Here is a 20594-nt window from a genome sequence, read left to right on the forward strand (position 1 = left end):
GTCGGAAAATCGCGTCGGCGGCGAGCGGCTTTCGCGAGCCTCTCTCAGGCGGGGCGGATTACGTCGAAATGACGGTCGCCCTGCGACACGTCCACCTTCACGGCGAGCGGCCAAATGTCGAACAGCGCCAGCGCGCGCCGCCGTGCATCGTCGTCATTGGCGCAGATATCCATGTGCACTGCCGGGCCCGGGCCGCCAGCGCGGATACATTTGAACGTATAATTTTTCATCCACCTTTTATATCGGCACTGAAACGATCCCTCCAACAACCTCGATCAATGCTCCGGGTCTCGCAGTGCGCGCTCCCGAACGCCGTTGCGCGGAATCGCCCGGATCGACATAAGCGCAACCGTCACAGGGGAGCTCAATGGCCGCGCATCGTATCATCTTCGCCAACGAAAAGGGCGGGTCGGGCAAGTCGACCAGCGCGGTGCACGCCGCGGTCGCGCTCGCTGTGAAGGGGCACAAGGTGTCCGCGCTCGATCTCGACACACGCCAGCGCACGTTGGGCCGTTATCTCGATAACCGCGCCGCATTGATGAAGCGCGACGGGCTCGATCTGGCGATGCCGGCCTATCATACGTTCGATCCTGCGCAGCGTGTGGAAATCGGCGAGAGCCTGGATCAGCTCGCTGCCGATGCCGATTATCTGATCGTCGATACGCCCGGCCGCGACGACGATCATGTCCGCGCCGCGATCGCCAGCGCCGACACGCTCGTCACCCCGATCAATGACAGCTTCGTCGATCTCGATCTGATCGGCCAGGTCGATCCCGACAATTACAAGATCAAGCGGCCGAGCTTCTATGCCGAACTGGTGTGGGACGCCCGCAAGGCGCGCGCCAAGCAGGATGGTGGGACGGTCGATTGGGTGGTGATGCGCAACCGCCTCCAGCACCTCGAAGCGCGCAATATGCGGCGGGTCGCGGCCGCGTTGAACGAATTGTCCAAGCGGGTCGGCTTCCGCGTGATCCCGGGATTGTCGGAACGCGTCATCTACCGCGAGCTGTTTCCCAAGGGGCTGACCTTGCTCGATCTTGCGGCGATCGGTCAGGATGCGGGCGTGGCCCACATCGCCGCCCGGGGCGAATTGCGGGAATTGATCGCCGGGCTGCAATTGCCCGAGGCCGCTGCTGCACCCTCGCGCGAGGCGGAGCCGGCATGATCATCGAGCTGGCTTTGCTCGGCGTCGCGGCTGTCGCTTACTGGGCGTGGAAGACCAAGGATCCACAAGCGATCCGGATCGGCGACGTCATGGCGGTGCTGGCGGGGCTGATTGCGCTTAAATTGTTCAGGAGCAACGCCCCTTTGGCGATGATCGCGCTGGGCGGCGCGGGCTGGTGGGTATGGTTCCGGCGCGGCGGCGGTGGCGCCGGCGATCGTGCCATGCGCGACGATGAGGCCCGACGCCTGCTCGACGTACCTGCCGATGCCACGGCCGACGAAATCCGCGCCGCGCACCGCCGCCTGGTGGCGCGCCTCCATCCCGATGTCGGCGGCTCGGCCGACCTGACGAGCCAGATCAATGCTGCGCGCGACACCTTGCTGCGCAACCGCCGGTGAACCCGTAACGATCTCGTGCGTCTAGTCGAAGCGTAACGCTGCGGCCCTATCGTCATCGCGAACGGGGCGAAGCATCCATGCCCCTCCGGCTGGATTGCTTCGTCGCTCCGCTCCGCACAATGACGCTAGAACCTTTGCCTTCTGGGAGACATTCATGACCCACCGTTTCGATCCGACCTCACTGCGCGAATATGATATCCGCGGGATCGTCGGGAAAACGCTGGGAACCGAGGATGCCTACGCTATCGGCCGCGGATTCGCTTCGCATGTCCGCCGCGCCGGGGGCACCCGCGTCGCGGTCGGCTGGGACGGGCGGGTTTCCTCTCCGAGTCTGCGCGACGAGCTGGTGCGCGGCCTCACTGACAGCGGCGTCGATGTCGTGCGCGTCGGTATCGGCCCGACGCCGATGCTGTACTTTGCGGAGGCGACGCTGGAGGTCGATGGCGCGGTCCAGATCACGGGCAGCCACAATCCCGCCGAATATAACGGCTTCAAGATGGTGCTGCAGCACGGCCCCTTCTTCGGCGACCAGATCCAGGCGATCGGCAAGATGGCGGCGGAGGGCGACTGGGACGAGGGAACGGGCGAGGTCACCGATTACGATATCGAGGATCTCTACGTCGATCGGCTGCTGGCGGGCTATGCCGGCGGCGCATTCCGCATCGGCTGGGACAATGGCAATGGCGCGGGCGGGCGCATCCTCGAAAAGCTGGTCGCCAAACTGCCCGGCGAGCATCATCTGCTCTATACCGAGATCGACGGTAGCTTCCCCAACCACCATCCCGATCCGACCGAGGAAAAGAACCTCGCCGACCTCAAGGCGCTGGTTGCCGAAAAGAATCTGGATTTCGGCATCGCCTTCGACGGCGACGCCGACCGCATCGGCGCGATCGACGGGCAAGGCCGGGTCGTGTGGGGCGATCAGATTCTCTCGATCCTGGCCGAGCCGGTACTGCGGGCCGAGCCGGGCGCGACCATCATCGCCGATGTCAAAGCGAGCCAGGCGCTATACGATCGGATCGCAGAACTCGGCGGTAAGCCATTGATGTGGAAGACGGGTCACTCGCTGATCAAGGTGAAGATGAAGGAAACCGACAGCCCGCTCGCCGGTGAAATGTCGGGCCACATCTTCTTCCGCCACGAATGGTATGGCTTCGACGACGCGCTCTATGCCGCGGTCCGCCTGATCGGCGCGGTGCGCGTGCTCGGCGGTTCGCTCACCGAGCTCAAGAGCGCGATGCCGGCCTTCGTCAACACGCCCGAAATGCGCTTCCAGGTCGATGAGAGCCGCAAATTCGCGGTCATCGACGAGATCCTCGACCGGCTCGAAACGTCCGGTGCCGAGGTCAACCGCACCGACGGCGCGCGCGTCAACACGCCCGACGGCTGGTGGCTGCTGCGCGCGTCAAACACCCAGGACGTACTCGTCGCCCGCGCCGAGGCGCGCGATCAGGCCGGGCTCGACCGCCTGCTCGGCCAGATCGACGAGCAGCTCGCTTTGTCGGGGTTGGAGCGCGGTCCGCAAGCCGGCCATTAAGCTGCGCCGCCCCGGCGGAGGCCGGGGTCGCGGGAGGCTGAGCACGAACCTGAATTTGGACCGCCATGGCGAGTGATGATCCATTCCTCTCCGGGCCTGGATCGCCACGCGCGTTCCGCGCGTCGCGATGACGGTTATTGCGCCAGTCGACCGGAAACGCCGCGGGTAGGGAGGCTCACGCTTTGCCGAACACCCGCTCGAAAATCGTATCGACCTGCCGGAAATGATAGCCGAGATCGAACTTGTCCTCGAGCTCGGCGTCCGAAAGCGTCACCTCGGGATCGGCCTTGAGCAGCTCGAGCAGCGACAGCTCGCCGTCCGATTCCCAGACCTTCATCGCGTTGCGCTGAACCAGCCGATAGCTGTCCTCGCGACTGACCCCCGCCTGCGTCAGTGCCAGCAGCACCCGCTGCGAGTGGACCAGCCCGCCCATGCGATCCAGATTCTTCTGCATCCGCGCCGGGTAGACCAGCAATTTGTCCATCACGCCGGTCAGGCGCGCCAGCGCGAAGTCGAGCGTGATGGTGGAATCCGGGCCGATATAACGCTCGACCGACGAATGGCTGATGTCGCGTTCATGCCACAGCGCGACGTTTTCCAGCGCCGGCGTCACATAGCCGCGGATCATGCGGGCCAGGCCGGTCAGATTCTCGGTCAGCACCGGGTTGCGTTTGTGCGGCATCGCCGACGAACCCTTCTGCCCCGGCGAGAAATATTCCTCCGCCTCCAGCACCTCGGTCCGCTGCAGGTGACGTATTTCCACCGCCAACCGCTCGATCGAGGAGCCGATCACGCCCAAGGTCGCGAAATACATGGCATGGCGATCGCGCGGGATGATCTGGGTCGAGACCGGCTCGATGCTCAGCCCCATCTTGGCGGCGACATGTTCCTCGACCCGCGGATCGATATTGGCAAAGGTGCCAACCGCGCCTGAGATGGCACAGGTCGCGATATCGGCTCGCGCCGCCAGCAGCCGCGCCTTGTTGCGGCTGAACTCAGCATAGGCCTCGGCCAGCTTGAGCCCGAACGTGACCGGCTCGGCATGAATGCCGTGGCTGCGCCCGATGGTCGGCGTCAATTTATGCTCGAACGCGCGGCGCTTGAGCACCTCCAGCAGCTTATCGAGATCGGCCAGCAACAGGTCCGACGCGCGCGCCAGCTGCACCGACAGGCAGTTGTCGAGGACGTCCGACGAGGTCATGCCCTGATGCATGAAGCGCGCTTCGTCGCCGACCTGCTCTGCCACCCAGGTCAGGAAGGCTATGACGTCATGCTTGGTCACCGCCTCGATCGCGTCGATCGCGGCGACGTCGATCTCGGGGTTGGTCGCCCACCAGTCCCACAGCGCCCTGGCCGCGGTTTTCGGCACGACACCAAGCTCGCCCAGCGCCTCGGTCGCGTGCGCCTCGATCTCGAACCAGATGCGGAAACGGGTCTGCGGCTCCCAGATGGCAACCATCTCGGGGCGCGAATAACGGGGGATCATGAGCGAAGCTTTCCAGGGAGGTTTGGCGGCGCGGTAGCAATCGGCGCCGCGAGGTTCAATCCACGCGTCAGATCAGGCCGAGGGCCCGCAGGCTCGCATGACCGCTCGCCCCGACGATGACATGATCGTGAACCTGGATACCGAGCGGCTTGAGCGCGGTGACGATGTCCTTGGTGAGTGCGATGTCCTGGCGGGACGGGGAGGGGTCTCCGCTGGGATGATTATGCACCAGGATGATCGCAGCCGAGCCCAGTTCCAGCGCGCGGCGCGCCACCTCGCGCACATAGATTGCCGCCTGGTCGATCGAGCCTTCCGACACCAATTCGTCCCGGATCAGCAAATTGCGCGAATTAAGGTGTAGAACGCGCGCGCTCTCGGTCATGCGGTGCGCCATCGCAGCGTGGAGATAGTCGGTGAGCGCCTGCCAGTTGGCCAGCACCGGCCGATTGACCACTTCCCCCTTGAGCAGCCGCACGGCGGATGCCTGCGCGATCTTGATCGCGGCGATCGCGCCTTCGCTGAGGCCTTCCCGGGCGAGCGATTCGGCGTCCGCATTGAATACGCCTCCCAGACTACCGAATTCCGCCAGCAAGGCGCGCGCCTGGGGCTTGGTATCCCGGCGCGGAATTGCCAGCGCCAAGAGATATTCGATCAGCTCATGGTCGAGCAGCGCGTCCGTGCCGCCCGCGATCAGCCGGTTGCGCAGCCGGCCGCGGTGGCCACTGGCATCGGTCGCGGGATCGGCGTCGCTCATTGGTCCAAGCTAGCGGGAATGCCGGGGAAATCACCCAAAAGTTGACTCGGACGCCCCCCCTGCTAAAGGGACCGCGCCTGACGGGATCGCCCGCCGGCACGGCCGTCGGCCGGCCCGATCACTGGGTCAGCAGGAGAGTGGCGTGACGGCAAACGAACCCGGGCAGGATCCGATCGGTACCGATAATCCCACACGGGACGTCCGGCTTTCGCAGCTGGATGCGCGGCTCAAGGCCGCGACAGGCGCCGAACAGGCAAGGTCAGGAACGGCGCCGCGCAAGCCCGACAAGGGCTATCGTCAAGGCACCCGGGTCCTAACCGAGCTGGTCGCGGGTCCCGCTGGCGGTGCGCTGCTCGGCTGGTTCCTGGACCGGTTGTTCGGCACGGCGCCCTGGCTCCTGTTGGTGCTGCTGATCCTGGGGATCGCGGTCGCCTTCCGGAATATCTATCGGATTTCGCAACAGCGTCCGGAGTGATCCGGGCGCTTCGCGCATGATGGTTCACGCGAATAGGGGTTGAGAAGAATGGCGGCTGAAGGATCCGGTATCGATCCCATGCATCAGTTCCTGGTCGAGCCCGTGCTCGGCCGGCACCTGACGCTGTACGGCTACGATATCAGCTTCACCAATTCGGCCTTGTTCATGGTGATCACCGCCGCGGCGCTGTGGATTTTCATGCTCGGCGGCATGCAGCGTAAGCTGGTTCCGGGCCGCTGGCAGGCTGCGGTCGAGGGTATGACCGGGTTCGTCTCCAACATGATGGAGACCAACATCGGCCCGCAGGGCAAGAAGTTCACGCCCTACGTCTTCTCGCTGTTCATGTTCATCCTGTTCGCCAACCTGATCGGTCTGTTTCCGCTCGGCATCGTCCCCGGCTTCCATCCGTTCACCGTGACGAGCCACATTACCGTCACCGCGGTCCTCGCCTTCGTCAGCTTCGGGATCGTGCTGGTCGTCGGCTTTGCCAAGCACGGTTTGCACTTCTTCTCGCTGTTCGTGCCCCACGGCACTCCCTGGCCGATTGCGCTTTTCGTCGCGCCGATCGAGTTGATGAGCTTTCTCGTCCGCCCGTTCAGCCTCGGTCTGCGACTGTTCGTGGCGATGACCGCCGGGCACATATTGCTCGACGTGTTCGCCAGCTTCGTGGTGCAGGGGCTCAACAGCGGGTCGGGCCTCGGCTTTGGGGTCAGCTTCCTGTCGTTCGTCATGATCATCGGCGTGTCGGCGCTCGAGCTGCTTGTGTCCGCCATCCAGGCCTATGTGTTCGCACTGCTGACGTCGTTATACCTCAACGACGCGGTCAATCTTCACTAAGTACAATCGATACCAAGAAGGGAAGACAATATGGACGTTACCTCTGCCAAAATGATCGGCGCCGGCCTCGCAGCCATCGGTGTCGGCATGGCCGCGCTCGGCGTGGGCAACGTGTTCGGCTCGTTCCTCGAGGGCGCGCTGCGCAATCCGGGTGCCGCCGATGGCCAGCAGGGCCGCCTGTTCATCGGCTTCGCCGCCGCCGAGCTTCTGGGCCTGATCGCGTTCGTTATCGCGATCCTGATCCTGTTCGTCGTCAAGTAAGCTGCAGGGGAGGGCGCCCGGCGCTCTCCCCATTTTTATCACGGCCTTCAAGGGAAGCCGATGCCTCAGATTGATCAGATCGCGTCCATTTATGCCTCGCAGCTATTCTGGCTGGTGGTGGTGTTCGGGCTGATCCTGATCGGCAGCTATCTCATGCTGCCGAAGATCCAGGGCACGGTCGAACAGCGCGACGCGCGCATCAGCGGCGATCTAGCCGCTGCCGAGAAGGCGCGGGCCGAGGCCGACGCGGCCGACGATGCCTATCAGGCCAAGCTCGGCGCCAGCCGCAGCGAGGCGCAGATGGCGGCGGCCAAGGCCAAGGCGGACGCCGCCACCGCCGCCGAAAAGGCGGTCAAGGCGGCCGACGTCGAGATCCACGCCAAGCTCGCCGCTGCCGAGGCCCAATTGCAGGGGCAGCAGACTGCTGCCTTGGCCGAGGTCGAAACAGTTGCCGCCGAAGCGGTCCAGGAAATCGTCGCCAAGGTCGCGGGCCTGAAGGTTGACCAGCAGGCCGCTGCGACCGCGGTCAAGACCGCGCTGACCGCGTAAGGATTGCAAGCATGACCGCTCCCCTTAATGCGACCACGCTCGCTCAGCCTGAAGCCATGGAGCATGGCGAGATGGCATTCCTCGGCATCAACGCCGGCGGCTTCGTCGCCCTGTCGATGCTGGTAGTGATCGGCATCCTCATCTGGAGGGGTGCGCCCAAGGCGATCGGTCGCGCACTCGACAACAAGATTGCCGCGATCCGCCAGCAGCTCGACGAAGCGTCAAAGCTGCGCGCGGAGGCCGAAGCGCTCCGGGCCGAATATCAGGCTAAGGCGGCTGCCGCCCAAAGCGAAGCGGACCAGATCCTGGCGCATGCTCGCGCGGAGGCGGACGTGATCCTCGCCGACGCGAAGCAGCACACCGCCTCTCTGATCGAGCGCCGCACGCGCATGGCCGAGGACAAGATCGCTGCCGCCGAACGCACTGCGGTGGCGGAAGTCCGCGCCCGCGCCGCAGATGCCGCGTCGCGCGCCGCTGCTGCGCTTATCGCCGAGCGGCATGACGCCGAAGGCGACAAAGCCTTGGTTGACAAGACCATCGCCAATCTCGGTCAGCGCCTGAACTAAGATAGTCGTTTCCGCCGGAGGCCGGGGCTCAGCAAGCGCTAGGTCAGGAAGCTGATGATCGCGTTGGGGTGGATCGGCAGCTGCGCAAAGCCGGCAACGCTGAACAGCAACGCCAAGCCGCCTGCGCCCCAGCCGAAAAACAGCAGCCACCACGTATCCGCCAATGCCGCGATGGCGGTGGTAGCGAGCGCGATCGAGGCGAAGCCTTCGGACAGGTCGAATTGGTCGTCGCGATAGCCGTTGTGGTCATAATCTGCCTTGGCCGTCTGCGCCTTCGCCTTCAGCTCGATCGATTCCCGCGTATATTTCGCGAGCGCGGCTTGCGCGCGCGGCCGATCGTCGCCGCCCTCTGCCGCCGCAATCTCTTCCATGTGCAATTTCAGCCGGGTCGCTTGATATTCGTTCCAGGTGTCGATCTGCGTCGCCAGTGCCGCCTGCATGTTCTGGACGATATTGCCGTCCTTGATATTGCCGAGCGCCATCAGCACCGACAGAATTACGACTGTCGCCGCGACGGCACGGTTCAATCTCTTGTCCTGCGCCTCGGGAATATCGGGGGCTTCGCTCATCGGCCGCTCCACTGCTGGCATGATCGGGTTTTGGCTCCTAAATCAGCAATGTGAGCGACACCACCAAAGACCTGGGCGACCGTTTCAGCGAGGAGAAGGCGACCTATTCGGTTCGCGGCGAGGCCGGCGGCGCCGGCGCGCCCGATATCGAGGCGGGCATTGCTGCGATCCGCAACGTCCTCAAGACCTTGCCCGTACGGCCGGGCGTTTACCGCATGCTCGATGCGCGCGGCGACGTGCTCTATGTCGGCAAGGCGCGCGCGCTCAAGAATCGCGTCAGCAATTACACGCAGGTCAGCCGCCTGCCTAAGCGACTGACGCGCATGATCGCGCAAACGCGCGGCATGACGATCGTCACGACGAATACGGAAGCCGAGGCGCTGCTGCTCGAGGCGCAGCTTATCAAGCGATTCCGGCCGCCGTACAATGTGCTGCTGCGCGACGATAAAAGCTTTCCCTTCATCTTGCTGCGGGAGGATCATGCTTTCCCACGTGCGCAGCTGCATCGCGGCGCCCGGCGCGCCAAGGGTCAGTATTTCGGGCCATTCGCGGGGGCCGGAGCGGTGAGGAAGACCCTCACCTCGCTACAGAAATTGTTCCTGTTGCGCTCATGCACCGACAGTTTTTTCGCAAACCGCACGCGACCGTGCTTGCTCCATCAGATCAAGCGCTGCTCGGCGCCGTGCGTCGACCGTATCAGCGTCGAGGATTATGCCGAGCTGGTTGCCGATGCGACGGCCTTCCTCGCCGGCAAGTCGACGCAAGTGCAGAAACGGCTGAGCGCGCAGATGGCGGAAGCGGCCGAAGCGATGGACTTCGAGCTGGCGGCGGTCCTGCGCGACCGGCTGAAGGCTCTGACCTTCATCCAGGGTACGCAGGCGATCAATGCGGATGGCGTGGACGAGGCCGACGTCTTCGCATTGGCCTGCAAGTCCGGCCAGATCGGCATCCAGGCGTTCTTCATTCGTGGCGGCCAGAATTGGGGGCACCGCGCCTTCTTCCCGACGCACACGGCCGAAATACCGGAAGATGAAGTTCTGACGAGCTTCATGATGCAATTTTATGAGGAGGTGCCGCCGCCGCGGCTGATCCTGACCGACCGGATCCTGCCTGAAGCGGAGCTGGTAGCGGAAGCGCTGGCGGCCAAGGCCGAGCGCAAGGTCGTGCTCAAGGTGCCGCAACGGGGCGAGCAGCGCCGCTTGCTGGCTCAGGCAACGCGTAACGCGGAAGAAGCGCTCGATCGCAGGCTGGCAGAGGGCGCGACCCAGTCGAGGTTGCTGCGCGAAGTCGCCGACCTGTTCGAGCTGGAGGCGGTGCCCAACCGGATCGAGATTTACGACAATAGCCATATCATGGGCACGAATATGGTGGGGGCGATGGTGGTGGCGGGGCCGGAAGGGTTCCGCAATGGCCAGTATCGCAAGTTCAACATCAAGCGCCCCGAGACCGCGCCGGGCGACGACTTCGCGATGATGCGCGAAGTGCTGGAACGGCGCTTTGCCCGACTGGAGCGCGAGGATCCGGACCGCAAATCCGGCGAATGGCCCGATCTGTTGCTGATCGACGGTGGAAAGGGGCAGGTCTCAGCCGTCTACAAGACGATGGAAGAGATGGGCGTGCACGACGTGCCGGTGGTCGGCATCTCCAAAGGCCCGGATCGCAACGCGGGGCGCGAGCATTTCCACTTGCCCGACGGCCGCGAATCAATGCTTCCGATGAACTCGCCCGTCCTGTTTTATCTGCAGCGGTTGCGCGACGAGGCCCACCGCTTCGCAATCGGGGCGCACCGTACCAAGCGTGCCGCAGCCTTCACCAGCAGCCCGCTCGACGATGTCGCCGGCATCGGGCCGGCGCGCAAGAAGGCATTGTTGATGCATTTTGGCACGGCCAAAGCCGTCAAGAGCGCCGGGCTGGAGGATCTGCAGAAGGCGCCGGGCGTCTCTGCTGCGATGGCGCGCGCGATCTACGATCACTTTCATCCAAGCGGGTGACGGCCTAGCACCGCCTTATGCATGTCGAAGCCCAGGCGATCGTCTGCGCGGTGCGCGCCCACGGCGAGCATGGCGCGATCGTGCGCGCATTCACGCCCACCGACGGCATGCTGGCAGGCTATGTAAGAGGGGGGCGCTCGCGGCGGCTGCGGCCGATCCTCGTGCCGGGAAATCTCGTCCGCGCGGACTTTCGCGCCCGCACGGACGAGCAATTGCCCGCGCTGACGGTCGAGCTCACCGAAAGCCGCGCGTCGATGCTGAGCGAGGCTTTGCCGGTGGCAGCGATCGAATGGACGACCGCCCTGACTGCCACCGCCTTACCCGAGGTGCAGCCTTATCCCCGCCTCTATGCGGCGCTCGACGGTGTCCTGGCTGCAGTGGTGGCGGCACCGGCGGCACGGGCCTGGGCTGCGGCGTTGGTGCGCTACGAACTGCTCCTCCTGTCCGAGCTTGGCTTCGGCCTCGATCTATCGGCGTGCGTCGCCGGCGGGGCGCGCGAGGATTTGGCCTATGTCAGCCCCAAGAGCGGCGGCGCCGTCAGTCGGACGGCGGGGGAGGGTTATCGCGATCGCCTATTACCGCTGCCCCCCTTCCTCACGGACGGTGGGGCAGGGGATTGGCAGGATATCATCGACGGCTTCCGTCTGACGGGCCATTTCCTCGAGCGCGATCTTCTCCATGGCCGCGCCGCTGAGATACTGGCCGCGCGCGAACGCCTGGTCGATCGCTTGAAGCGCGTCACCGGCTGAGACAAAGGAAGGCAAAGGAGTCGCTCAATGCCGGATCAACCCACGATCATCCTCAATGATGGCGCGGCGATGCCCCAGCTCGGCTATGGCGTGTTTCTGGTCCCACCGGAGGAGACGGAGCGGTTGGTCGCCGATGCGATCGACCTGGGTTACAAGGCGGTCGATACCGCCGCTTTCTACCGCAACGAGGCCGGCGTCGGCCGGGCGGTACGCGCCAGCGGCAGGCAGGTGTTCGTCACCACGAAATTGTTCAACGACGACCATGGCTATGATCGCGCGCTACGGGCGTTCGACGCGAGCTACGAAGCGCTCGGGCTGGACGTAATTGATCTTTATCTTATCCACTGGCCGGTACCCCGGCAGGACCTTTACGCCGACAGCTGGAAAGCTTTGGTCCGGCTACGCGACGAGGGTCGGGTCAAATCTATCGGCGTATCCAACTTCACCATGACCCACCTTGAGCGCATCATCCACGACACGGGTGTCGTGCCTGCGGTCAACCAGGTTGAGCTACATCCCTATTTTCAGCAGGTTGAGCTGCGCGCTTACCATGACGAGAACGATATCGTCACAACAAGCTGGTCGCCGCTGGGACGAGGCGGCGTGCTCGCCGATGCCGTGATCGCTAAAATCGCCCGCAAGCATGACCGCACACCCGCGCAGGTCATCCTCCGCTGGCATATCGACAACGGTCTTACGGTCATTCCGAAATCGTCCAGTCGAGCGCGCCAGGCGGAAAATCTGGACGTGTTCGGCTTCGCGCTCGACGTCGACGACGTGCATGCGATTGCGCGGCTGGACCGTGCCGATGGCCGGATCGGCCCGGACCCGGAGCTGCTATAGGCTGGCGGAGACCCGCGCGATCCAGCGATAGAGATAAGCGAGGATCGCGCCGAAAACCGCGAGGCCGACAAAAATGGCCGGGGTAGCGAAGCCTTCCCCTACGAGAGCTAGCGGCGTGCCGCTGCCCGTCGCCACGATGATGCCGGCCAATGCCACCCCGAACAGCCCGTCGCCGACGATGAATCCCGATGCGAGCAACACACCGGTCCGCGCGGCAACCTCGGTACCGGTTCGCTTCTCGTAAAGGCGGCCGATGATCGCGCCGATGACCACGGGCAGGGTCGCGCCCATTGGCAAATAAATCCCGAGTCCGACCGCCAGCGGCGGCACACGCCGTTTGCCCAGCTTGCCGAGCAGGGCATCAATAAGGATCAGCACGATCCCGACAGCGACGCCTGCGCCGATGATCGGCCAATCCAGGCCGGCACCGAGCACGCCCTTGGCCAACGTGCTGATCAGCGTCGCCTGAGGCGCTGCCAGTGGGGCAGGGGGTGCCGCGCCTTCCAGCGGCGCGAATCCATAAGCCTGGTTCAAAAGGTTCAGCGCGACCGGAATGACGAGCGAGCCGGCAATGACGCCGATCATCAGTGCCACCTGCTGCTTCCATGGCGTGGCGCCGACCAGTTGCCCGGTCTTCAGGTCCTGTAGATTGTCGTTCGATATGGTCGCGGTCGAGAAGATCAAGGCGGTCAGGAACAGCGCAAAGGCGACGAGATGCTGCACGGCGCCGGCTGGCACGTGCGGCTTTACGAAGATCGCCAGCACCAATCCGGCGCCGACCACGCCCAGGATACCCAGCCCCGATACCGGGCTGTTGGACGCACCGATAAGGCCGGCCATATAACCGCAGACAGCTGCGACGATCGCGCCGGCGATGATGACATAGACGATGCCGAGGATGATCAGCGGCCACGTAAGACTCGCGAGCGGGCCGGCGATCAGGAATTCGTAGAGGACGATCGCCAGCGGCACGATCAGCACCATGAGCCCCAGGCCAAGTATCGCCACCGGCAAATCCTGCTCTTCGATCGCAAGCAACTCATTACCTGCCTTGCGCGAGCGCGAAGCCTCGAGCGAATCTTTCAGCCCGCCGAGGATCGGGACGATCAAGGTAGCGAGCGTCCACAGAGCCGCGACGCCGATCACCCCCGCGCCGAAGAAGCGCACCTGATGCGCCCACACCGCCTGTGCTGCATCGGGCGTGCCGGCAAGATAGGTCAACAATGGTGTGATGATGCCGAAGCCCAGCACCACACCCCACAAAATTGCGAGCCCTACGGTAAGGCCGACGAGATGGCCGGCGCCAATCAGGGCGAACGACATGCTGGCATCGATTCCCGTTCCCGCCGGACCGACGCGAAACCATTTGCTGATCTCGGCAGTGGCGATCTGGGTTGCTGCCAGGGCCGAATAGAATGCGGATGCGATGCTGCCTGCGATGATAACGCGCAAACCGACCTTGCTCTCTGCAGCGCCGGCCGCAGTCTCGGAGCCGACCTTGAGCACCGCGGCGGCGGCAACGCCTTCAGGGTAGGGGAGGTCAGACCCGGTGACCAATGCCCGCCGCAGCGGCACGCTAAACAAGACACCCAGCAGTCCGCCGATGGCGCATACGGCGAAGGTCATCCAAAAGCTGAATCCGGTCCACCAGCCGACCATGACCAGGCCGGGCAAGACGTAGCCGATTGAAGACAAGGTACCGGCCGCACTGGCGATCGTCTGGACGATATTGTTTTCGAAGATGTTGGAATTCTTGAAATTGCGCAGCAGCGCCATCGAGATCACGGCTGCCGGGATGGACGTGGCGATCGTCAGCCCGACCTTAAGGCCCAGATAAAGATTGGCCGCGGTGAACAGCAGCGTGATGAAACAGCCGAGCGCGATGCCCCGCAGCGTGATCTCGGGCGGGCGGGAAGCGGGTTTCGAAGCCATTGCGCCACCTAGCCGGATGGCCCCGGCAGAGTCGAGCAGTCAGGCGAGCGCCGTGAGACGGTCCTTCACCCGCTTCAGATCTTCGACAAAGCGTCCAAACTCGGCATCCGCCTCATCGCGCTCGTGAATCCGCAGCAAGAAGCTGGGATGGATCGTCGCCCAACCTTCGCTGCCGTCCTCCAGCCGATGCGCAATGCCCCGGGCGCCACTGATGGTCACCGCCTTGCCAAGCATCTGCCGTGCCGCGGTCGCTCCCAGCGCGACCGTCACAGCAGGTCGGATCAACTCACGCTCCTGGCCATACCACCACCGGCAGGCCTGAATTTCGCCGGCATTGGGTTTGGAATGGATGCGGCGTTTGCCACGCTGTTCATATTTGAAATGCTTGACCGCGTTGGTAACGTAACTGCGCGCGCGATCGAGGCCGGCCTGTGCGAGCGCTCGATCGAACATCTGACCCGCCGGGCCGATGAACGGCTTTCCCGCAATGTCCTCCTGATCGCCGGGCTGCTCGCCTACGAACATCAAGCGGGCATCGAGCGGCCCTTCGCCGAACACGGTTTGCGTCGCGTCCTTGTAGAGCGGGCAGCGCGTGCACCCCATCGCTTCTTCACGCAGCGCTTCCCACGAGCCGGCGACATTGCCTCCCAGATTTTCGCGGCTTGTCGCCACCATCGCGCTCTCCCGTGCCTGCGCGCCAGCGATCAGGCTGGAGACCAACGCCGTTTCCGGCATGTTTTTCCAATATTTGCGCGGCATTTCCTTCAGCATCGCGCCAATCTTCACCCGTGCCGGATTGAAGATCGAGGCATAATAAGTCTTCCACGTCTCCTCGAGCGGATCGCCGTCCGGTGCGTCCGCCCGTTGAGCGCCAGGCGCTTCCCGCAACGTTTCGCCGTCCCAGTGCAGGGACAGTTCCGGGGTCAGGATCGACCAGCGCATCGACGCAAACCGATCAATGAAGAAAGCCGCATTGGCGCGAACGATGTGGTGGGTGGGCTCGAACCAGGCAACGAAGCCCCGTTGCTCGCCTTCGCCGACTTCCCGAAAACGCAGGAAAGCGCGCATCTTATGGATATCGCGCCTAACCTCCTTCGCCATGGCTTCTATCCGCCGCAGCAGCGGATCGGTCTGATCCTGGATCAGCAACGGCATAGCGCGCAACCTGAGCAGCATCGAGTAAAGCAGGCCAAAGCGCTCGGGATCCGAATGGCGGATGGCCGCACGCGCTAAATCGAGAAACGGTCTGGGCACCGAAAAAGGCATTACGCCCGCCACTGCCGGAGCGGCCCCTCCCGCGGAGGCCAGCAAATCGCCGAACTCATCACCGACGCGCCACGTCACCTCACCCGCCGGCACGCCCGCGCAAGCAAGTTCACGCGCCTCCAGGCGCCAGCCATCGAAATCGTCTTGGGTGGCAATGGTCGCGACACGCATCATCAGCACGCCGCCATGGCGATCAATCGGTTTCTAAATTTTCCCCCGCCGTGCGGCCGAAACGCGACGAGAAAACCCAGACCAGGCTCCCACCGGCAATGATCAGCATGGATCCGCCGTAAACTGCCGCAAGCACTCCAAGCAACGTCGACATAGCATGACCCCCCGGTCAATTTCGCTGTACAGCCACATAGCATATTATCGTTAGAAAACAGCATAGAAACCTATCTTCACGGATTGCAAATGGTGCATGCGCGAAACGGCCTTCATGCCGCGAAGAGTTCCAATTGCGCGGTCGATTTCGCTTCGAGCAGCGGAAACACGCAATCCGCCAGTGCCACCGGACGCCAGTCCGCCGCCACAATGAACGGCCGGATCTTTTTGAGGGAAACGGCGAGACGCGCGACGTCCCCGAGTCGCAATGCATGCGTGCGCCGCGAGGACAGAATGGCGGCGACCGCCTTGGTACCCAGACCGGGCACGCGCAGCAGCATCTCTTTGGGTGCGCGATTGATATCGACCGGGAAAACTCCGCGAAACTTCAATGCCCAGGCAAGTTTGGGGTCCATATCCAGCGGCAGCATGCCATCGTCGCCCGCCGCTGCCGTGACTTCATGAGCGGCAAAGCCGTAAAAGCGCATCATCCAATCTGACTGATAAAGCCGATGTTCGCGGATGAGGGGAGGACGCTTTAGCGGCAGGATAGTGCTTGCGTCGGGAATTGGGCTGAACGCGGAATAGTAAACCCGCCGCAGCCGGAACTGATCGTAGAGCCGGCTCGCGCTGCCGATGATTTCTGCATCGTTCGCACTGTCTGCGCCCACGATCATCTGCGTCGATTGGCCGGCCGGAGCGAATTTTGGCGCGGAGCGGTAATGTTTTCTGGCGTCCTGACCATCCTCAATTGCGCCCTTGAGATCGCCCATTGCGCCTTCGATCCGGACGCCCGACTTTTCCGGAGCAAGCCTCTTCAGTCCGCTTGCCGTGGGCAATTCGACATTGATCGATAGGCGGTCGGCATAAAGGCCGGCCTGGTGCACCAATTCGGGATCGGCATCGGGTATCGTCTTGAGATGGATGTAGCCGCGGAATTGATGATCCTCCCGCAACCGCCGGGCGACTTCCACGATCTGCTCCATCGTGTAATCCGACGATCGAATGATCCCGGAAGACAGGAACAGTCCCTCGATATAATTGCGCCGATAGAAAGCGAGGGTGAGCTGAACCACCTCGTCTACAGTAAAGCGTGCGCGGCGAACGTTCGAACTCTTCCGATTTATGCAATAATGACAGTCGAAGATGCAGCTATTGGTCAGCAATATCTTCAGCAGGGAAATACAGCGACCGTCGGGCGCGTAAGCGTGACAGATGCCCATGCCGCCATCCGTCGATCCCAGGCCTTTACCATCGCGCGAACTACGCTTCGCGGTACCCGAGGAGGCGCAGGACGCATCATATTTGGCCGCATCCGCCAGGATCGCCAGCTTTTCTCGGGTGTCGAGTTGCGCCATATGTTCCTGATATGTTCGGCCAGCCAAGAAAGCAACTGGCATCAGCAGTTGACGCGAGAATTCAGGGAGATAGGCGCAGCGCGATGGCTACGATCCTGCGCATATGGCCGATCGCCGCGGCAGTGGTGATTGGGGCGCCATCACAAGCTACCGTCCCTGAAATCATCGTTACCGCGCAAACGCCTTTGGACGAGAGAAATGGCGCGTTGGGCACTCAGGTAGGCAGCGCCGCCGACATTGCCGCGATGCATGCGCTCGATCTTTCCGAATATCTCGGGCGCCGCCTGGGCAGCGTCTATATCAACGCCACGCAGAGTAATCCGCTACAGCCGGACGTTAATTACCGCGGTTTTACGGCGTCGCCTTTATTGGGAACGCCGCAGGGCTTGTCGGTATTCCTCGACGGCGTGCGCCAGAACCAGCCATTCGGCGACGTAGTGAGCTGGGATCTGATCCCGCGAGATGCGATTCTGGTCGTCGATCTGGTGCCCGGCTCAAACCCGCTGTTCGGGCGCAACTCCCTCGGAGGAGCGTTGGCGATCCATACGCGGGATGGACGCGACGGCGGCGGCACGTCGCTGGAAGCCAATTATGGTTCGCACCGACGCTGGCGGATTGAAGCGGAAACTGCGGGCTCGCACAACGAAGTTGATTGGTTCATCACCGCTAATCATTTCCAGGAGCGCGGTTGGCGCGATTTTTCGCCGTCAAACGCCGATCAGGTATTCGCGAAACTGGGGTGGGGCTCCGGCGGGACGCGGCTGGAATGGTCCGCCAGCTTCGCCGAGAGCGACCTCAATGGTAATGGCCTGCAGGACGTGCGGCTGCTCGCGGCCGATTACGCCAGCGTCTACACCCAACCAGACAACAGCCAGAACCGCTCCTACGCCAGCACGCTCTCTCTCCGGCACGATTTTGGAAGCGCGCTTACGCTGCACGGCAACGTTCATTATCGCCATATCCGCTCGCGCACGTATAACGGCGACATCAACGACGATGCGCTGGGGGGAGATTTCTACCAGCCCGACGCGGTGGAGCAGGGGGCGTTGGCCGCCGCCGGCTATACCGGCTTTCCCGTCAGCGGCGAGACCCAGGATGATGCGCCTTTTCCAAAGTGGCGCTGCATTGCCAACATTCTGCTGGACAGCGAGCCGAATGAAACGTGCAACGGATTGATCAACCGTTCAGCGACCGAGCAACATGACCTGGGCGGATCGGCCGAACTCAGCTGGATCACCGGCAATAATCGGCTGGTCGTCGGCGGAACATGGGAGGTGAACCGCGCTCATTTCCGGCAATCTTCGCAGTTCGGCTATCTCACGCCTGCCCATGGCGTAAACAGCGTCACAGGGCCCGGGGCCTTTGCCGACGGCAGCCAGAATTCCGAGGATGCGTTCGACGCAAGGGCCGATCTTGTCGGCCGCACCGATGGCGTCAGTCTATTCGCGGCAGACACGCTGAGGCTGCTTCCGCGGCTAAGCCTGGCCATCTCCGGACGCTACGATCGTACGATCATCCGCAACAGCGACGTGATCACCCCCGGTGGCGGCCCAGGTTCGCTCGATGGCCACTATCGCTACAACCGCTTCAATCCGGCCGCGACGCTGACGTTTATAGCAAGCCCGACGTTCACCGCTTATGCCACACTGGGCCAGAGCAGCCGGGCGCCATCGGCGATTGAGCTTGGCTGCGCGGATCCGGCCAATCCATGCCGTCTTCCCAACGCGCTCGCCGGCGACCCACCGCTGAAGCAAGTGGTGACTCGCACAGGTGAGCTTGGCGCCCATGGGCGCGTCGCCGGAGTAGGGTGGACCGCCAGCGCGTTCCGCGCTGACAATCACGACGACATATTATTCGTCGCGGACGATGCGTCCGGCTTCGGTTATTTCAGGAACTTCGGTCGAACGCGGCGGCAGGGGGTCGAGCTAGGTCTGGATGCTACACGCGGCCGGCTTACCATGAATGCGCATTACACGTGGCTCGACGCAACCTATCGCACTGCCGAGACGGTCGACGGCAGCGCTAACAGCAGCAATGACGCCACGGCTCCAGGCTTCGAAGGGGACATCGACATCGATCCGGGTAACCGGATCCCGCTGGTGCCCCACCATATCTTCAAGGCCAGCGCGGCGCTGCATGTGACTGGCCGCTTCAGCATCAGCGCGGACCTTGTCGCGCAGTCCGGCATGATCGCGCGAGGCAATGAGAATGGCGAGCATCATAGAGACGGCGTCTATTATTTGGGGTCAGGCCGCTCGCGCGGTTATGCCATCGTAAATCTCGGTCTGGATTGGCGTCGGAGCGCGCACCTCAAATTCTACGCCGAGCTCAGCAACGCCTTCGACAATCATTATTTCAGCGCCGCCCAGCTTTCCCCGACCGGCTTCAATGCCAACGGTAACTTTGTCGGACGGCCATTTGCCGGGCCGGTCGTCGACGGCGAGCGGCCGCTCGTCTCGTCCACCTTCTATTCGCCGGGAACGCCGCGGTCGCTCTGGCTGGGCGCGCGCGTTACTTTCTAGCGGGCCAGGTGCAGCGCCACCAATGCCCCGGCAAAGACAAGGTAAAGCAGCCCCATTCCAGCGAGCAATCGACGCGAGACGACCCCGCAGCGGAACGCGACATACATGATTGCCACGGCGACTGCGGTGGTGCCGGCTGCGAGCAGGAGCGGGGCGTCCAGCAGCCATGGTGTCCAGAACAAGCCGAAAGCAGTCGGAACCGTCGCCTGGATCATCATCGCGCCGGAGATATTCGCCAGCGCGAGCCGGTATTTGCCTTGCCGCACCCAGATGATCGCATTCATCGTTTCGGGAAGTTCGGTGGCGATCGGACTCAGCAGCAGCGCGAGCAGATGCGGCTGCAAACCCAGAGCAGGCCCGATCAGCTCGAGGCGCGACACGAACAGGCGCGAGGCCGCGAAGATGATGGCAAGCGCGAGCAGCGTCTGGACGATGGCCATGGCGGTGCCGGGCGTGGCGGCATGGCGGGCGAAGGTGAGGGGCTCGGTCTCTCCCTCATTCTCGCCGCGATGGCCGCCCATCTCCTTGCGGACGTATAGCGCGTAGGCGCCGAGGAACAGGAGCCCGAGCCAGGGCTTCCCGGCGAAGGCAATTAGGCCCAGGGCAATCTTCCCTGCGAAGATAGCCAGAAACCAGCCTTGGTCCCGCGCCAGATTCCGGAAATCGCTGCAGATTTCGGGCGTTTTCGGCAGCTTCTGGCGGCTGGTCAGAAGTACGATCCCGACGGTTGCATAAGCGATCGTCGCCAAGGCGAGCGGGCCTCCAAGCGCCGCACCAACGCCGAGCGCCTTTGATGTCTCGCTGGCACCGAAGGCGACCGCTACCAAGGTCACTACGCTTTCAGGCAGGGCGGTACCGAAAGCCGCCAGGACGGAGCCGGTGGCCTGCTGGCCGACGGCCAGCTTACGTCCCACCCACTCGACGCCGTTTACGAACAATTTACAGGAAAAATAGATGGCAAGCGCCGATCCCATCAGCAGCGCAAAATTCAGCCAGAGTATGTGCATTCTAT

20 protein-coding genes are annotated in these 20594 nt (G+C 63.5%); 12 read left to right on the plus strand and 8 right to left on the minus strand.

All coding sequences use genetic code 11. The features are described 5' to 3' along the window. Positions 1-44 precede the first annotated feature (44 nt). Entirely contained in the window at positions 45-230 is a 186-nt protein-coding gene (locus DX905_RS01295) for a hypothetical protein (protein WP_116089721.1), read from the minus strand. Between the two features lie 137 nt (positions 231-367). Here DX905_RS01295 and DX905_RS01300 point away from each other — a divergent pair, with 137 nt between their 5' ends. From DX905_RS01300 to pgmG, 3 genes are all read left to right on the plus strand, one after another. Beyond that, the gene (locus tag DX905_RS01300) at positions 368-1165 is read left to right on the plus strand and encodes a division plane positioning ATPase MipZ (RefSeq protein WP_116089722.1); all 798 of its coding nucleotides are present in this window, start codon (positions 368-370) and stop codon (positions 1163-1165) included. Beyond that, entirely contained in the window at positions 1162-1563 is a 402-nt protein-coding gene (locus DX905_RS01305) for a J domain-containing protein (RefSeq protein ID WP_240320675.1), read from the plus strand. Before DX905_RS01300 ends, DX905_RS01305 begins: the two co-directional genes overlap by 4 nt. A gap of 154 nt (positions 1564-1717) precedes the next feature. Beyond that, entirely contained in the window at positions 1718-3100 is a 1383-nt protein-coding gene (pgmG, locus tag DX905_RS01310; RefSeq protein WP_116089723.1) for a phosphoglucomutase/phosphomannomutase PgmG, read from the plus strand. Between the two features lie 175 nt (positions 3101-3275). On the opposite strand, the gene purB is transcribed toward pgmG, so the two are convergent. After that, positions 3276-4586, minus strand: a complete 1311-nt coding sequence (gene purB / locus DX905_RS01315) for an adenylosuccinate lyase (RefSeq protein WP_116089724.1) — start codon at positions 4584-4586, stop codon at positions 3276-3278. Between the two features lie 67 nt (positions 4587-4653). Next, positions 4654-5340, minus strand: a complete 687-nt coding sequence (gene radC / locus DX905_RS01320; RefSeq protein ID WP_116089725.1) for a RadC family protein — start codon at positions 5338-5340, stop codon at positions 4654-4656. Positions 5341-5482: 142 nt separating this feature from the next. Between radC and DX905_RS01325 the strand changes: the two genes are divergently transcribed. From DX905_RS01325 to DX905_RS01345, 5 genes are read left to right on the plus strand one after another with little or no spacing between them, the layout of a single operon-like run. Further along, positions 5483-5815, plus strand: coding sequence for an AtpZ/AtpI family protein (locus DX905_RS01325; RefSeq protein ID WP_116089726.1), 333 nt, complete (start codon positions 5483-5485; stop codon positions 5813-5815). Positions 5816-5863: 48 nt separating this feature from the next. After that, positions 5864-6652 carry a F0F1 ATP synthase subunit A gene (locus DX905_RS01330; RefSeq protein WP_116089727.1) on the plus strand — a complete coding sequence of 263 codons (789 nt, stop codon included), beginning with the start codon at positions 5864-5866 and terminating at the stop codon, positions 6650-6652. 30 nt (positions 6653-6682) lie between these two features. Next, a complete protein-coding gene (locus DX905_RS01335) occupies positions 6683-6913 on the plus strand; it encodes a F0F1 ATP synthase subunit C (RefSeq protein WP_116089728.1) in 231 nt (76 codons plus the stop codon). A gap of 60 nt (positions 6914-6973) precedes the next feature. Then, a complete protein-coding gene (locus DX905_RS01340; protein WP_116089729.1) occupies positions 6974-7462 on the plus strand; it encodes a F0F1 ATP synthase subunit B family protein in 489 nt (162 codons plus the stop codon). An 11-nt stretch (positions 7463-7473) separates the two neighbouring features. Continuing rightward, on the plus strand, positions 7474-8028 hold the full coding sequence (locus tag DX905_RS01345) for a F0F1 ATP synthase subunit B family protein (protein WP_116089730.1): 555 nt from the start codon (positions 7474-7476) through the stop codon (positions 8026-8028). A 38-nt stretch (positions 8029-8066) separates the two neighbouring features. Here the strand turns inward: DX905_RS01345 and DX905_RS01350 are convergent, their stop codons facing one another. After that, positions 8067-8597, minus strand: a complete 531-nt coding sequence (locus DX905_RS01350) for a DUF4337 family protein (protein ID WP_162875406.1) — start codon at positions 8595-8597, stop codon at positions 8067-8069. A gap of 50 nt (positions 8598-8647) precedes the next feature. On the opposite strand from DX905_RS01350, the gene uvrC reads away from it, so the two are divergent. From uvrC to DX905_RS01365, 3 genes are read left to right on the plus strand one after another with little or no spacing between them, the layout of a single operon-like run. Next, positions 8648-10588, plus strand: a complete 1941-nt coding sequence (uvrC, locus tag DX905_RS01355) for an excinuclease ABC subunit UvrC (RefSeq protein WP_205412173.1) — start codon at positions 8648-8650, stop codon at positions 10586-10588. 17 nt (positions 10589-10605) lie between these two features. Then, the gene (recO, locus tag DX905_RS01360) at positions 10606-11337 is read left to right on the plus strand and encodes a DNA repair protein RecO (protein ID WP_116089732.1); all 732 of its coding nucleotides are present in this window, start codon (positions 10606-10608) and stop codon (positions 11335-11337) included. A 27-nt stretch (positions 11338-11364) separates the two neighbouring features. Next, the gene (locus DX905_RS01365; protein WP_116089733.1) at positions 11365-12180 is read left to right on the plus strand and encodes an aldo/keto reductase; all 816 of its coding nucleotides are present in this window, start codon (positions 11365-11367) and stop codon (positions 12178-12180) included. On the opposite strand, the gene DX905_RS01370 is transcribed toward DX905_RS01365, so the two are convergent. The 3 genes from DX905_RS01370 to DX905_RS01380 all read right to left on the minus strand — a co-directional run bounded on the left by DX905_RS01370 (position 12175) and on the right by DX905_RS01380 (position 17060). After that, the gene (locus tag DX905_RS01370; protein ID WP_116089734.1) at positions 12175-14112 is read right to left on the minus strand and encodes an OPT family oligopeptide transporter; all 1938 of its coding nucleotides are present in this window, start codon (positions 14110-14112) and stop codon (positions 12175-12177) included. The genes DX905_RS01365 and DX905_RS01370 overlap by 6 nt on opposite strands. Before the next feature lie 39 nt (positions 14113-14151). After that, positions 14152-15549 carry a UdgX family uracil-DNA binding protein gene (locus DX905_RS01375; protein WP_116092236.1) on the minus strand — a complete coding sequence of 466 codons (1398 nt, stop codon included), beginning with the start codon at positions 15547-15549 and terminating at the stop codon, positions 14152-14154. A gap of 266 nt (positions 15550-15815) precedes the next feature. Continuing rightward, positions 15816-17060 (minus strand): putative DNA modification/repair radical SAM protein, encoded by a 1245-nt coding sequence (locus tag DX905_RS01380; RefSeq protein ID WP_116089735.1) that lies wholly within the window; start codon positions 17058-17060, stop codon positions 15816-15818. 83 nt (positions 17061-17143) lie between these two features. On the opposite strand from DX905_RS01380, the gene DX905_RS01385 reads away from it, so the two are divergent. Then, positions 17144-19582: a TonB-dependent receptor gene (locus tag DX905_RS01385; protein WP_116089736.1), complete on the plus strand. Its 2439-nt coding sequence runs from the start codon at positions 17144-17146 to the stop codon at positions 19580-19582. Here the strand turns inward: DX905_RS01385 and DX905_RS01390 are convergent. Then, on the minus strand, positions 19579-20589 hold the full coding sequence (locus DX905_RS01390; protein ID WP_116089737.1) for a sodium:calcium antiporter: 1011 nt from the start codon (positions 20587-20589) through the stop codon (positions 19579-19581). The genes DX905_RS01385 and DX905_RS01390 overlap by 4 nt on opposite strands. Positions 20590-20594 lie beyond the last annotated feature (5 nt).

This window comes from Sphingomonas crusticola (assembly GCF_003391115.1).
Taxonomy (GTDB): Bacteria; Pseudomonadota; Alphaproteobacteria; order Sphingomonadales; family Sphingomonadaceae; genus Sphingomonas_I; species Sphingomonas_I crusticola.

Bases quoted from the DNA above. Each gene is read 5' to 3' on its own strand.
- purB (WP_116089724.1), bottom strand. From the start codon at position 4,586: ATGATCCCCCGTTATTCGCGCCCCGAGATGGTTGCCATCTGGGAGCCG.
- DX905_RS01330 (WP_116089727.1), top strand. From the start codon at position 5,864: ATGGCGGCTGAAGGATCCGGTATCGATCCCATGCATCAGTTCCTGGTC.
- DX905_RS01370 (WP_116089734.1), bottom strand. From the start codon at position 14,112: ATGGCTTCGAAACCCGCTTCCCGCCCGCCCGAGATCACGCTGCGGGGC.
- DX905_RS01390 (WP_116089737.1), bottom strand. From the start codon at position 20,589: ATGCACATACTCTGGCTGAATTTTGCGCTGCTGATGGGATCGGCGCTT.
- DX905_RS01365 (WP_116089733.1), top strand. From the start codon at position 11,365: ATGCCGGATCAACCCACGATCATCCTCAATGATGGCGCGGCGATGCCC.
- DX905_RS01335 (WP_116089728.1), top strand. From the start codon at position 6,683: ATGGACGTTACCTCTGCCAAAATGATCGGCGCCGGCCTCGCAGCCATC.
- DX905_RS01295 (WP_116089721.1), bottom strand. From the start codon at position 230: ATGAAAAATTATACGTTCAAATGTATCCGCGCTGGCGGCCCGGGCCCG.
- pgmG (WP_116089723.1), top strand. From the start codon at position 1,718: ATGACCCACCGTTTCGATCCGACCTCACTGCGCGAATATGATATCCGC.
- radC (WP_116089725.1), bottom strand. From the start codon at position 5,340: ATGAGCGACGCCGATCCCGCGACCGATGCCAGTGGCCACCGCGGCCGG.
- DX905_RS01340 (WP_116089729.1), top strand. From the start codon at position 6,974: ATGCCTCAGATTGATCAGATCGCGTCCATTTATGCCTCGCAGCTATTC.
- DX905_RS01345 (WP_116089730.1), top strand. From the start codon at position 7,474: ATGACCGCTCCCCTTAATGCGACCACGCTCGCTCAGCCTGAAGCCATG.
- DX905_RS01305 (WP_240320675.1), top strand. From the start codon at position 1,162: ATGATCATCGAGCTGGCTTTGCTCGGCGTCGCGGCTGTCGCTTACTGG.
- DX905_RS01375 (WP_116092236.1), bottom strand. From the start codon at position 15,549: ATGCGTGTCGCGACCATTGCCACCCAAGACGATTTCGATGGCTGGCGC.
- DX905_RS01385 (WP_116089736.1), top strand. From the start codon at position 17,144: ATGGCTACGATCCTGCGCATATGGCCGATCGCCGCGGCAGTGGTGATT.
- DX905_RS01380 (WP_116089735.1), bottom strand. From the start codon at position 17,060: ATGGCGCAACTCGACACCCGAGAAAAGCTGGCGATCCTGGCGGATGCG.
- DX905_RS01350 (WP_162875406.1), bottom strand. From the start codon at position 8,597: ATGAGCGAAGCCCCCGATATTCCCGAGGCGCAGGACAAGAGATTGAAC.
- recO (WP_116089732.1), top strand. From the start codon at position 10,606: ATGCATGTCGAAGCCCAGGCGATCGTCTGCGCGGTGCGCGCCCACGGC.
- DX905_RS01300 (WP_116089722.1), top strand. From the start codon at position 368: ATGGCCGCGCATCGTATCATCTTCGCCAACGAAAAGGGCGGGTCGGGC.